The sequence below is a fragment of the Cognataquiflexum rubidum genome (genome assembly GCF_022538115.1).
Classification (GTDB): domain Bacteria; phylum Bacteroidota; class Bacteroidia; order Cytophagales; family Cyclobacteriaceae; genus Cognataquiflexum; species Cognataquiflexum rubidum.
This window is the reverse complement of the sequence record NZ_JAKZAL010000028.1, coordinates 21,858-34,350: the sequence shown is the minus strand read 5'-3', so window position 1 is coordinate 34,350 and position 12,493 is coordinate 21,858. Positions and strand designations below refer to the sequence as shown.

Here is a 12,493-nt window from a genome sequence, read left to right as displayed (position 1 = left end):
CTACCTGCTGGTTAAATGGATGAAACTAAAATGGTACTAGAAATTACTTTCTTTTTGCCTTGGCAATAAAAAAATACATGGTAATGCACCACATCACAGTCAATATGATCCACCTTAAGTCATTGAGATACATCCATTCAGTCAATAACTGCTGAAGTGTCGCTTCATCAGGTACCCCTGCCGAGAATTGGTCATTGATGTCTTCAATATATGCCTGTTGGATAATCACCGGAGCAAAAAGTCCGGGAATCCAAGCAATAGGTACCCACATCAGTTTCGTTTTCCATTCCGACACAAGCATGACCACCAAACAGACTGCCATGATAGGAATAGTGATGAAAAAAAACTTGGTAGCTAAGGTGGTTTGAGGGATAATTGCGTCGTAGTAATTCTCCAGATTAAGTGTGGAAGGATAATTTGGAAACCAGAAGAAATGAAGGGACCAGAACATCCCCAAATAAATAGAGGCACAAAAAAAGACATAAGCATTGCTCAGGTCGACGATGGTTTGTTTTAGAGGGCTCATAGGGAAAATGGTTTTTGTGGAATACTAGATTTTGTACTTTTCGAAATCTGTAATCGAAGGATCAGGAAGCCAATCTTCACTCAACCCGAGGTTATAAATGCTTTCTAAACCTTCTGGCATTTCAGTTTGAGGCTCATCATAAGTCATAAACCAACAATCGAAGTGGTCATCAAGTATGCCATTGGCTTTTGGCATAAATAGAGTAAAATAGGGATCAGGATTGATATCTATGTCCCGCAAAAACGAAACATTAGGATGATCACCGATATAAAGCTTTCCTTTGGCCTTTCCAAAAAGATTGACACCGGCCTTGGTATCAAAATAAATATATGACGCCATAAGCATATTCCTGAACCTGCAATAGTTGGTAGCTCCGATTTTCAACTTCAGGGAAGCACTCTTGGGTATATCTATTTCTATTCTAAAGGCAAACTTTCCGTCTTTTTCATATTGGCTTGTGACCTTGGTGTCTGTGACTTTAAAATCGAGGTTAGCTTTATGCTTTGGCATTCCCCATATTCCTTTGCCACCTTTCACAGATACCTCACTACTCACAGGAAGATCAAGGATATATTGTCCTGTTCCATAGGTTTTTAGCATCATCGCATTCAGCATTCTCGGTGCCGGTTTTGGGCCGTGTGTACAACCTATCGCAATACTGTACTCGATGTATTTACCAATGCTTGTATCCAGATAATTGATTACCGTGATCAGTAGCGTTGCTTTTCCGTTGGGAAGACGAAGTGCATGGATTTCATTTCCGGGGAGGAGTGCATTTGCTTTTTCCCAATCACAGGTAAAACCCGCCATTAATGCTGGTGAATTTTTGGCGCTTACCGGCATTATATATGGGATTCCATCTACCAAGGCATGTTTGCCTTGGTAATTTTTGATTCTGTTAGGTGGCATGGGAGTAAAAATCTAAGGTTTGTTTAATTCAGCTATCATCAATGGAAATACATCTTCATGGGAATTTTTGCCAAAGAATACATCCAAATGGCTATAGTTCTCCAAAAGGTACAATTGATGGACACCGGGATCCACCCTCTCCAAATACCCGAAGGTATTTTGTTGGCTATCAGGCAGGAAACATAAGTTTTTCACGCCTCCAAAAAGTATGATTCTTGCTTTAGGTTTAAATGTTTCAGGGGCATAATTTTTTACGCCATTGCTTTTGATAGGAACCAATACTCCTTCTCTGATACATTTCTGTATGTGTTTAAAAAATGTCAAGGGCACGTTTGCAAATTCCTGTTGTATCCAGTTTTTGGTTTCCTCATTGAGGTTTTCCAAAAGCCAAAGGGCAGGGAAACCCGAACCATAGGTAAAGCTTACAAATTTGCCTACCATGGTATCATTTTCAGGATGGGTAACCTTAACAAGTTTCCGAAGCATTTTTGTTTTGAAATCCGGAGCCTCCAAACCCCACTGCGGGTTGAGGTAATCAAACATCATACTTACAATAGGTACCAAAAAATTGATCTTGAAGATGGAAAACTTTGGGACTACAGGATGAAGCGATACTGCATTGCTGATAATCGTTTTGACCTCAGGAAGCAGTCCTTTGACATACGACATCATAAAACTGGTGCTTCCCTGACAATGTATGATGGCTTTGATTTCACTTTTCCCTGTCATTTCAACAACTTTCCTGACAGCTGCCGGATGGTCATTTTCAGCAACTACATCAAGATTCCATTCATTTGGCTTTAGATCAATACTAGCACGCCAGTTTTCTAACCACACGTCATATCCATCCTCAGCCAAAGCCTGAATAATGTTTTTTTCCGTAGGGGCATTAAAAATATTAGCCCTTACGCCTGCTCCGTGAACAAGCAAAACAGGTCCTTTGGAGTTTCCCGATTTCTTGTAGTGCCAAAGATTGCACCGGAATCCATCTAGCGCTTCAAACTCGACTATGTCAAATTGATTTTCCATCTTATCTTAAAAAACAGCTTTAATTTAATATAAAAAATTGCTAAATCAATATTTTTCAAAATTAATTATCAATTAATTGATTAAATATACAGAATAATTTTAAGTTTAATATTTTCATGAACCTTAAAAAAGATGAATTTTTATATGTATATCCGCTTTATTGCATGTAGCAAGATTAATAATGGTTGGCGAACGATGAGCGGTTAAGTGGACGGGTATCCGCATCCGAAAAAGTCTCCTAAATACCAAAGTGCAACATTGCGGAAACTCATATTTATTGACTTACCTTTTAAAATCTGATAATCCAAAAGAATACTTTTCATGTTTTTACTCTTCAAAAGGATTTTAATGAATAAAATTTTGATGAAACGTTAATTTATAAATGGGGAAGCATCATTCAATTTGCTTTATTACCTTACTTTTAAAACGGCTTTAGTAGTATTCAGAATATTTGATATCCAATAAAAAATATTTCATCCTATAAATTTTGTAATGTAAATTTTTTTGATAAATAAATTTTGATACTAATTTTTTTCTTACTTATTTTCAATCAGTTGAGTCACCCAAAAGCCCAACAAATTCACCCTAATACTCCATTTGAAATGAAAAAAGTCCTTATAAGCACATTTGCTTTTTTGATGGTTTGCTTCATGTTTATGTCCCAAAGTCTTTTGGCAAATGAAGAGACTCTTCCAAAAAACTCCAAACAGATAAATGAAGTGAAACTACAGGCGGAGACGAAGGAGTTCAGTGAGGCCGGTTTATTTCCGTTTTTTGGTGACAACTCAGGGTTTACGATGGAAATCAACAAATCCCAACTCCTTTATATTACTATAATCCTTTCAGTTACTTTATTGGTTTTTGCCCACAAGAACAATTTTGAAACTGACATCTATGCCTTTTATCATTCCGATCGAAATGGAGGCATCACATTTGGAAGTATTGAAGAACAGCAGGCCTTTGAATTTAGGGGCTTTTTGGCAAAGACATTTCGGATTTTAGGTATTTTGACAGCCTTTGCATCTGTGATAATGATAATAATTTAAATAGACTCTGATTACCCCATCCAAAACATTGACTTTGGCTAATTTTTTTATCTATTCATAATTGGTGAAGAGGTCCACTGCAGCTACTGCAGTGGCCTTTTTTCATTTTAGGCCATTTTCACCTTGCTAGGATTGACTTTTTGTTTTCTATTTTTTTAAAATAAGAATCTTGCCCCTATCTTTAATTCCGATTTCAAACCAATTTAACCAATGAAAAAAATAAAAACAGCCATTGTTGGTACAGGATTTATTGGCCCTGCCCACTTAGAAGCTCTGAGAAGATTACCGAATATCGAGGTCACGGCACTGTGCGAGGTAAACATCGAATTGGCCAAAGAAAAAGCAATCCAACTCGGAATTCCTAATGCCTACACTTTTGAGGAAATGCTCAAGCAGCCGGAAATTGATGTAGTCCACATATGTACGCCAAACTTCTTGCATTTTTCTCAATCAAAGGCCGCATTGTTGGCCGGAAAACATGTGGTATGTGAAAAACCCCTGGCAACGAAAATAGAGGAAGCGGAAGAATTGGTCGCATTGGCCAAAGAAAAAGGCTTGGTAAATGCTGTCCATTTCAACCTTCGTTACTATCCGCTTGTCCGTCAGATGAAAACAATGAGGGAAAACGGCGATTTGGGTGAGGTTTACAGTGTGATGGGTTCTTATCTTCAGGATTGGTTGTTTCTGCAGACTGATTACAATTGGAGATTGGAACCGGACAAATCAGGTGATTCCAGGGCAATCGCTGATATTGGTTCCCACCTTTTGGATATCACTGAGTATGTCACAGGCCTAAAAGTAACTGAAGTCATGGCTGATTTCTCCACGGTGCATAAGACAAGGCTAAAGCCATTGAAAGCCATTGAAACCTATTCAGGGAAAATGCTTGAACCCTCTGATTATGCGGAAGTGCCAATCAACACTGAAGACCATGCGAGTGTCTTGTTAAGATTTGACAACGGAAACAAAGGATCAGTGACGGTAAGCCAAGTCAATGCGGGGCGGAAAAACAGGCTCAATATTGAAATTTCAGGTTCGAAAGCAAATTTTGAATGGTGTTCAGAAAGACCCAATGAACTGTGGATCGGTAAAAGGGAAACTGCCAACCATCATTTAATGAAAGACCCTTCCCTACTCGCTAAAGAGGCTTCCGCTTTGGTCAGCTTTCCTGGAGGGCACAATGAAGGATTTCCTGATACCTCCAAGCAAATGTTCAAAGAAGTATATGCAGCGGTAAGGGAAGGAAAGCAGCCTGAAAAACCAAGTTTCCCAACATTTGCTGATGGATTACGGGAGCTTTTGATCTGCGAAAGGATCATCGAAAGTCATAGAAAGCAGGCTTGGGTCAAGATTTAACAAAGTTTTTACAACCAAAATAAGACTGCAAAAGTTAAACCATCAAATATTTACTACATTTTAAACCATGAAAAAAATGAATTTAAAAAGATTTGGCTTTTTGACCATGTTACTTGCAATGATGTCAATTGTTGCGATTGCACAAGAAAAAGCAAGTCCTGCAAAAACTGCAGAAGGAACAATTAAAGGTTCTAAAATCACCATCAACTACGGTAGCCCTGCTGTAAAAGGAAGGGTAATCTGGGGGGATTTAGTTCCGGTCGGTCAAGTGTGGAGAGCAGGTGCAGATGATGCGACCACTTTTGAAACCTCTAAAGATATCAAAGTACAAGGTCAGACACTTCCGGCAGGAAAATACAGTTTCTTCATCATTCCCGGTGAAACCACTTCAACTTTCGTTTTCAACAAGGAAGCCAAACAATGGGGTGCATACAAATACGATCAAAGCAAAGATGCTTTGAGAGTTGAGGTTTCTTCCATCCAAACTTCCACATTGGAAGAAAGATTGGTATATGAAGTGAAAGCTGACAGCTTTGAGATCCGTTGGGAATATCGCAAAGCCTCAGCCAAAATTGAATAGAAAATAATTCTGTTTGTAAACATACCGCTGGGTCAAGAATTGAGAAAATCAAGAAACAGCGGTATTTTTTTACCTTTACACCAAAACCTTTATTTTGAAATTCGACTACCACTCCATTGATCTTCCTGTAAAGGACATCATTCCTGAAGTAAAATCCCTCCTCGATTCGAACAACACCCTGATCGTCAATGCCCCTCCCGGAGCGGGCAAGAGTACTCTTTTGCCTTTGGTTTTATTGGATGAAAATTTTTTGGGAGGCAAAAAGATATTGATGCTTGAACCTAGAAGGTTGGCGGCCAAAACAATTGCTTGGAGGATGTCGGACCTGATCGGAGAAAATGTCGGAGAAACCATCGGATACCGGATCAGATTTGAAAGTCAGATTTCCTCCAAAACGAGGATTGAGGTCGTCACCGAAGGGATTTTGACAAGGATGCTTCATGCTGACAATGCGTTGGAAGAGGTGGGAATGGTGATTTTTGACGAGTTTCATGAAAGAAACATCCATGCGGACATTGCCATGGCGTTGTGTAGGGAAGTCCAGCAGGTACTGAGACCTGATCTGAGGATTTTGGTCATGTCAGCTACTTTGGATATGCCCCAATTGACAAATTTGCTCAAGGCACCTGCAGTCAAAAGTGAAGGTAAATCTTACCCCGTTGAGCAATTTTATGTGGGTGATATCGATTTGGGTCTTTTGTCTGAGATGGTTTCAAAAACCATAATTGAAGCTTCAAAAAAACACGGTGGAGACATATTGGCTTTTTTACCGGGTCAGGGAGAAATCAAGGATACAGAATCAATATTGAGGAAGCTATTGCCGGGTTTTTCCATCCATCCATTATATGGCTTGCTCAGCCCACAGGCACAGCATCAGGCTATTTTTCCCAATAAGCATGGCAAAAGAAAAGTGGTCTTAGCCACCTCCATTGCAGAAACCAGTTTAACTATAGAGGGAATTGAAGTAGTGGTGGATTCGGGATTTGGGCGTACTTCAAAATTTAACCCAAGAACCGGCCTTTCAAAGTTGGAAACGATCAGAATTTCCAAAGATTCCGCAGACCAGCGATCAGGAAGGGCGGGAAGACTTGGTCCGGGGGTTTGTTATAGGATGTGGTCTCGTCACACCCATTCCCTTATGGCAGAATACAGAACCCCAGAGATACTTGAGGCAGATTTGGCATTTTTGGTCTTGGATATGGTCCAATGGGGAACGAAAGACATACAGTTTTTGACATGGCTTACTCCGCCTCCGACAGGGCATCTTTCCCAGGCTTTCGATTTACTTCATGAAATCAATGCTTTGGAAGCAGGTAAAATCACCTCCCATGGGAAAAAAATTCATGCCATTCCTGCCCATCCGAGAATTGCACATATGCTTCTCATGGCAGAGAAAATCAACAAATCGGGCCTTGCATGTGACATTGCCGCTTTGTTGGAGGAAAGAGATCCTTTAGAAGCTGGAGTTGGTGTAGATATCAACCTGCGATTGGAAGCATTGAGGAGAGCCCGAAAAGAAGACATTTCCATAAAAGGAATCAATAAAATTGAAAAAATAGCGCGCCAATACCGCAAAATGCTTCAGATTGAAGCAGAAAATGGGTTTGTTGATCCTTTTGAAACAGGACTTTTGATTGCTTATGCATATCCTGAAAGAATTGCCTATTCCCGCCCGGGAAATAATGCCCAGTTTCAGCTTGCCAACGGAAAAATTGTTGCCATGGGCCATCGGGATGACCTTGCCCATGAATCTTGGCTAGCTGTATCCCATGTGGATGCAAGAGATGGAATCGGAAAAATATTTTTGGCTTCTCCATTGAATCCCAAGGACCTGCTACCCATGGTCAAAGAAAAAAAGATCATCAAATGGGACAAAAGAAACGGGGAACTACAAGCGGTAACCAACCTTTGTCTAGGATCAATCATTCTAAAATCAACGCCGCTCAAAGTCATCTCGGAAGACGAAAAATCCACAGCCATATTGGAGGCTATCAGGACCGAAGGTATGGTTTTGCTGGATTTTAATGAAGCCACTACACAACTCCAAAACCGGGTAAATTCTTTAAGAATATGGAATAAAGATCAAAATTGGCCTGATTTCAATACTTCCAATCTCTTGGAAAATGCCGGACAATGGTTGCGTCCATATTTGGCAGGAGTCAGGAAAGCCGAAGATCTATTTAAGTTGAACCTGGTGGATATTTTGCACAACAGCCTTGACTTTGACCAACAAAGACTTCTCGGTGAAATTGCTCCCAAAAAATTAACTGTACCTAGCGGAAGCCTCATAGCGATCCAGTATTTTGATTCAGGAGAAAAGCCGGTTTTGGCAGTAAGGCTGCAGGAAGTATTTGGTTGGCTTGATACGCCGACAATCAATAGTGGAAAAACCCCCCTTTTGCTCCATCTTTTATCTCCTGGATTCAAACCTGTACAAGTCACTTCCGATCTGAGAAGTTTTTGGATGAATACTTATTTTGAGGTAAAGAAAGAGCTTAAGAGAAGGTACCCCAAGCATTCCTGGCCTGAGGAACCTTTACAAGCAGAAGCAGTCCGTGGGGTAAAGCGAAAATAGACAGCAAATTTCATAACCTGATTTGAGAATTCTTCAAGTTATTTTTTTTCCAAGCGCATTAATTGCAAATGCTCTGAGTTATTTTCTCAAAATACCCTTATCCTCTGTGTTTATTCGAGTTAGCAGAGTCTAATTGCCCACTTTTCTGATATTTTTGGAGTTATTGGGTCAAATCCGTTTTCTAAACGCATTAAAATTTAAAATCAATTTCGGTTATAATTCTATGTGGGGTAACTTGGTTTCAATATCGGAATTCTTAAAACCAATAGTATGAAATCTTTTATCACAGGAGCATCGGGGTATTTGGGGCAGAGGCTGGCAATGAAGCTTGCCAAAAATGGTGAAAAAGTCCACGCCTTGATCCGAAACCCCAAGGCTGTCAAGACCTTGGGGCATCCTAATATCAAGGTTTTTTTTGGCGATGTTTTGGATGATACCAGCATCAAGGCAGCCATGGAAGGCTGTAACGCTGTTTTCCATGTTGCTGCCTTGGCAAGAGTTTGGTCCAGGGATTCGGATGATTTTTATAAGATAAATGTGGGTGGGACCTCAAATGTCATCCGTATTTCTCAAGAACTGAACGTTTCAAAATTTATCCTGACAAGTTCAACAGGTACCATCGGGCCTTCGCTGAACCTTCCTAACAATGAGGAAACCCCAAGATGGAGCAGTTTCAACAACGATTATGAAATCAGCAAATCATTGGCAGACAAGGAATTGTTGAAACATGTTGCTAACGGGTTTCCGGGCTTGATTGTCATGCCATCAAGGATTTTTGGCCCGGGGATAGCCTCCCCAAGTTCTGGAGTCAACAGGATCATAATTGGTTTCATCAAAAAAGGATTTGCAGTCATTCCAAAGCAAAGCAGGGTTATCGGAAATTATGGATTTATCGATGATATCATCAACGGACATATTTTGGCTAGAGATAAAGGAGCAATTGGAGAAAAATATATCCTTGGAGGGGAAAACAAGACATTGGGAGAACTGTTTGAGGCAATAAAAAATCGGGTAAACAAAAACGGATTGATTTTGAAAATCCCTGTTTGGCCTCTGTCTTATTATTCGATGTTTTCCCAATTTTTGGCAGATCGGTTTGGAATCGAGCCAAGAATCACTCCTGATTTGGTCAAGCGGTTAGGTCAAAACTCCGCTTTTGACTGCTCCAAGGCAATCTCACAACTCGGGTATCGCATTACACCTTTTGAGGAGGCGATTGAAACAACCATCCGATTTTTATCCCAATCAGAAGACCGATGAAACACTTTGTAATGATTACAGGGGCAAGTGAAGGGTTGGGGAAATCCTTTGCCATAGAATCAGCAAAAAGAGGTATGGACCTTTTTTTGGTAGCCTTGCCTGATACAGGTTTGCCATCGTTATGTAGCCTTATCAATTCAAATTTCGGAGTTTTTGTGGATTATCTAGAGTTGGATCTAACTGATGACCAAAGTTGTATTCAATTACTTGATCATGTCAAATCAAAGAATTACCCCATTTCTTTCCTGATTAACAATGCGGGTGTTGGTGGGAATTATCTTTTTACAAATGAAAACTTTACCACCTTCAACCGAATGATACAGCTGAACATCAAGGCGACAGCCATGATCACACATGGTTTGCTTGATGTCCTCCAAGCTCAAGATACGGCGTTTATCATTAATGTAAGTTCAATAATCGCCCACTTTGAAGGAGCTTACAAACAGGTATATGGAGCTACGAAATCATTTGTCTATTACTTTTCAAAAAGTCTACAGCATGAACTGGAAAATACAAATGTACATGTCAGTGTACTTTCTCCGGGTGGAATAAATTCCAATATCAGTCACTTCAGAAAATGTCAACAATTGAATACAATTTCTAAATTGAGTATCCTTGATCCCGAATTTGTTGCCTCCTATGCCATCCAAAAATGTCTCCAAAAAAAGAATCAGATCATACCCGGCCGATTGATGAGGTTCTATTTTTTATTTTCAAAATTCTTACCCGACTTCGTAAAGTATCGATTGGTAAAAAACACTAACGTAAGGATTTTCAAAGCCCAATCCACCCTGCAAAGGGTATAGAAATAAGATTAAGGCTGTTCGTAGGAATTTGAACTAATAAATGACCAAGGTATTTAGGTCAAAGATTATCTAAATAAGCCAAGAGATTGAGAAAACAAGCCACGGTGAACGGTGTCACCTGCATTTCATCCATTTTGGCCAAATATATGTCCCGGACTTCTTTATACTTTGTGGGGTTATAGAGTTTTGCCAATGCAATCCCCCTAGATGACCTGTAAGTGAAATTCTGGGTGACAATGTTTTTATCAGGATCTTCGTTGAAGAACCTTTCCAGTTTAATGCCTTTGGAATATTGATCCATCCAAGGAAATCCATCTTTTACCATAAATTCCTCTACTTTTTCAATGACGGGATGGATTTCCATGTCATTCTCTAAAAAATATCTTTTTGGCATCTTCGGGTCAATCTTGTCCAATGTCTCCACCAAAGTGATGCTTCTGTCTTTATAATCTCCGAGAGTTGGTAAAAATTTATGGATAATGTTTTCTACCAAATCAAACCTTAGTCCCAAATGATACTCTAGGTAAGAAGCATCATTGAAGTGGGTATGGTGAAAAAATATAATTTGCTTTCCCTGATTGATCGATTTTGAATAATGCAACTGTTTCTTTTCTAGACTGAAACCGAAGTCAGCTAAGAATTCTTCATGCAGCAATATCATCTCTTTGATTTTCATGGATTATTCCGATTTTTTATTATGTAAAACGATTAATGTTTGGTCATAGTATAAACTTTTAAATAATGTTTATGTTAAGGAAATTTGTAAATATTTTTTATGACCGGACACCAAGGGTTTTATTGGTATATTGGGCTGTTTGGTAACTTTACTTTCTTTCCTAATCAATATTGACTTGAGAATTCACTAAAGCAATTACTGCATTCGACCAAAATGAAATAATCGCATTTTTTATGTATGTAAGTTACAAAAATTAGACCATTATCATTACTAAAGAGAAAAAAATTATGCGTTGGGTTAAAATTGGTGATGAACAAGTAAATAAAATGATTGATTTTTGTAAACCATCTACTTTTTCTATCACCTATGATCCTAATAAAAAAATTATATATGGTGTGAACACCAATCTACCCTATGAATTAAAAATCAGGCATTCTATTCATACCCGATTTTCTGAGGCTACTTATAAACTTCAGAGGCAGGATTTTCAAAACCAGGTAATCATTTCCATCAAGTCAGGAATTGCCGCAGTAGCTTTTTATGAAAATTTTCAATTGATGGACCACAAGGTATTCCGGGCGTACATGGTGAGGAAAAAACAAGGTAAAAGCCAAATCAAACATTTGAAGACCAAAGGAAAGTCAAGGGCAGGCTCAAGGGTGAGGCTACAGGAAACCCTTGATTTTTTTGAAAATATCAATGAAAGGCTTCAAACTTATTTTGAGGATAAGAGGGTGGACCTGATTGCGTTCGGCTGTTCCCCTACCCTATTTCCCTACTTTTTCCAGAGTAAAAAAGCTGCTCCTTTTGAAAAATCAGATCCTAGAATATTCAAAATCCCTGTCCATATCCCCTCTGCTACACTCGAAAACCTTGAAAAAGCCTACAGGTCTATTTGCCAAACCAAAATCTGGGTGGATGAAAACAACAGAGAATTTGTAATGCAATTTTTGGAAGACAGCGATAACTTGGGAAATAAAAACCAAGATGAAGATTGGTAATGAGGCCATTTCCAATTATTTGGAACAATAATTGGAGCTTATTTAGATCACTAAAATCAACCCTATGATTCGGTACAGTTTGGCTTTCCTTATTTTCATCCAATGTTTTTTTCTTCAGGAAGGATTTGCCCAAAGGTATGGAACTGCCTTGGGCCTCAGGATGGGCAACAACTCCAATGGCCGGACCATTGGCTTGTCCGGACAGCAGCGTGTATTCAAACATGTAACTTTAGAGGGAATCATCCAATCAGACTTTGACAGAAACACAACCTTGCATTTGATGGTGCAAAGGCACAAACCAATCATTTCAAAGCGTTTCAATTATTATCTTGGTGCGGGTGTGTCCTCAGGTTGGGAGGAAAGTTTCCTCAAAGTCCCCGAAACAAACCAAATCATTCATACTTATGGCAATCCCACGACTGGCGTAGACCTGATTGGTGGGGTTGAAATGACATTAGCCAATACGGTGATATCTATTGATTACAAGCCTAATTTCAACCTTTCAGGCAGGGAAGAATTTTACCGCAGTCAGGTGGGTATTTCCGCCAGGATGGTCTTGGTCAAAAGCAAGGAACAGGATAAAAAAAGAAGGAAGAGGGAGCGTGAAAAGCGGAAAAAAGGAAGAACCCCTTTTTTTGAAACCTTTAAAAAGAAATAACTTTTGATTTTTCGATTAAGTATTTCCTTTTGAATAACTTTTTAAGGTCGGATCGACTTTTTGATTAATTT

Annotated in this window: 12 protein-coding genes; 8 read left to right on the top strand and 4 right to left on the bottom strand. The window is 39.3% G+C overall.

Annotation, left to right across the window (positions count from 1 at the left end):
• Nucleotides 1-43: 43 nt before the first annotated feature.
• The 3 genes from MMU05_RS20960 to MMU05_RS20950 are packed head-to-tail and all read right to left on the bottom strand — an operon-like array spanning nt 44 to nt 2,464.
• The gene (locus MMU05_RS20960; RefSeq protein WP_241143613.1) at nt 44-526 is read right to left on the bottom strand and encodes a hypothetical protein; all 483 of its coding nucleotides are present in this window, start codon (nt 524-526) and stop codon (nt 44-46) included.
• Nucleotides 527-550: 24 nt separating this feature from the next.
• Nucleotides 551-1,435, bottom strand: a complete 885-nt coding sequence (locus MMU05_RS20955) for an acetoacetate decarboxylase family protein (RefSeq protein WP_241143612.1) — start codon at nt 1,433-1,435, stop codon at nt 551-553.
• Between the two features lie 12 nt (nt 1,436-1,447).
• Nucleotides 1,448-2,464: an esterase gene (locus tag MMU05_RS20950; RefSeq protein WP_241143611.1), complete on the bottom strand. Its 1,017-nt coding sequence runs from the start codon at nt 2,462-2,464 to the stop codon at nt 1,448-1,450.
• A 602-nt stretch (nt 2,465-3,066) separates the two neighbouring features.
• Here MMU05_RS20950 and MMU05_RS20945 point away from each other — a divergent pair.
• The 6 genes from MMU05_RS20945 to MMU05_RS20920 all read left to right on the top strand — a co-directional run bounded on the left by MMU05_RS20945 (nt 3,067) and on the right by MMU05_RS20920 (nt 10,087).
• On the top strand, nt 3,067-3,510 hold the full coding sequence (locus MMU05_RS20945; protein WP_241143610.1) for a hypothetical protein: 444 nt from the start codon (nt 3,067-3,069) through the stop codon (nt 3,508-3,510).
• Between the two features lie 210 nt (nt 3,511-3,720).
• The gene (locus tag MMU05_RS20940) at nt 3,721-4,866 is read left to right on the top strand and encodes a Gfo/Idh/MocA family protein (RefSeq protein WP_241143609.1); all 1,146 of its coding nucleotides are present in this window, start codon (nt 3,721-3,723) and stop codon (nt 4,864-4,866) included.
• Nucleotides 4,867-4,933: 67 nt separating this feature from the next.
• Entirely contained in the window at nt 4,934-5,446 is a 513-nt protein-coding gene (locus MMU05_RS20935; RefSeq protein WP_418884485.1) for a DUF2911 domain-containing protein, read from the top strand.
• 94 nt (nt 5,447-5,540) lie between these two features.
• Nucleotides 5,541-8,021 (top strand): ATP-dependent helicase HrpB, encoded by a 2,481-nt coding sequence (gene hrpB, locus MMU05_RS20930; protein WP_241143607.1) that lies wholly within the window; start codon nt 5,541-5,543, stop codon nt 8,019-8,021.
• Between the two features lie 270 nt (nt 8,022-8,291).
• Nucleotides 8,292-9,281 carry an NAD-dependent epimerase/dehydratase family protein gene (locus MMU05_RS20925; protein ID WP_241143606.1) on the top strand — a complete coding sequence of 330 codons (990 nt, stop codon included), beginning with the start codon at nt 8,292-8,294 and terminating at the stop codon, nt 9,279-9,281.
• Entirely contained in the window at nt 9,278-10,087 is an 810-nt protein-coding gene (locus MMU05_RS20920) for an SDR family NAD(P)-dependent oxidoreductase (RefSeq protein WP_241143605.1), read from the top strand. The genes MMU05_RS20925 and MMU05_RS20920 overlap by 4 nt, the downstream gene beginning before the upstream one ends.
• A gap of 58 nt (nt 10,088-10,145) precedes the next feature.
• On the opposite strand, the gene MMU05_RS20915 is transcribed toward MMU05_RS20920, so the two are convergent.
• Complete coding sequence (locus MMU05_RS20915) at nt 10,146-10,763, bottom strand: hypothetical protein (protein ID WP_241143604.1); 618 nt, start codon at nt 10,761-10,763, stop codon at nt 10,146-10,148.
• Nucleotides 10,764-11,158: 395 nt separating this feature from the next.
• On the opposite strand from MMU05_RS20915, the gene MMU05_RS20910 reads away from it, so the two are divergent.
• Together MMU05_RS20910 and MMU05_RS20905 are read left to right on the top strand one after the other, a co-directional pair.
• Nucleotides 11,159-11,764 (top strand): hypothetical protein, encoded by a 606-nt coding sequence (locus tag MMU05_RS20910; RefSeq protein WP_241143603.1) that lies wholly within the window; start codon nt 11,159-11,161, stop codon nt 11,762-11,764.
• 64 nt (nt 11,765-11,828) lie between these two features.
• Nucleotides 11,829-12,422, top strand: a complete 594-nt coding sequence (locus tag MMU05_RS20905; RefSeq protein WP_241143602.1) for a hypothetical protein — start codon at nt 11,829-11,831, stop codon at nt 12,420-12,422.
• Nucleotides 12,423-12,493: the final 71 nt, after the last annotated feature.

What these genes read in the sequence shown, in the direction of transcription:
- MMU05_RS20950 (WP_241143611.1), bottom strand. Translation starts at nt 2,464, where the DNA reads ATGGAAAATCAATTTGACATAGTCGAGTTTGAAGCGCTAGATGGATTC.
- MMU05_RS20905 (WP_241143602.1), top strand. Translation starts at nt 11,829, where the DNA reads ATGATTCGGTACAGTTTGGCTTTCCTTATTTTCATCCAATGTTTTTTT.
- MMU05_RS20915 (WP_241143604.1), bottom strand. Translation starts at nt 10,763, where the DNA reads ATGAAAATCAAAGAGATGATATTGCTGCATGAAGAATTCTTAGCTGAC.
- MMU05_RS20955 (WP_241143612.1), bottom strand. Translation starts at nt 1,435, where the DNA reads ATGCCACCTAACAGAATCAAAAATTACCAAGGCAAACATGCCTTGGTA.
- MMU05_RS20920 (WP_241143605.1), top strand. Translation starts at nt 9,278, where the DNA reads ATGAAACACTTTGTAATGATTACAGGGGCAAGTGAAGGGTTGGGGAAA.
- MMU05_RS20925 (WP_241143606.1), top strand. Translation starts at nt 8,292, where the DNA reads ATGAAATCTTTTATCACAGGAGCATCGGGGTATTTGGGGCAGAGGCTG.
- MMU05_RS20960 (WP_241143613.1), bottom strand. Translation starts at nt 526, where the DNA reads ATGAGCCCTCTAAAACAAACCATCGTCGACCTGAGCAATGCTTATGTC.
- MMU05_RS20940 (WP_241143609.1), top strand. Translation starts at nt 3,721, where the DNA reads ATGAAAAAAATAAAAACAGCCATTGTTGGTACAGGATTTATTGGCCCT.
- MMU05_RS20945 (WP_241143610.1), top strand. Translation starts at nt 3,067, where the DNA reads ATGAAAAAAGTCCTTATAAGCACATTTGCTTTTTTGATGGTTTGCTTC.
- MMU05_RS20935 (WP_418884485.1), top strand. Translation starts at nt 4,934, where the DNA reads ATGAAAAAAATGAATTTAAAAAGATTTGGCTTTTTGACCATGTTACTT.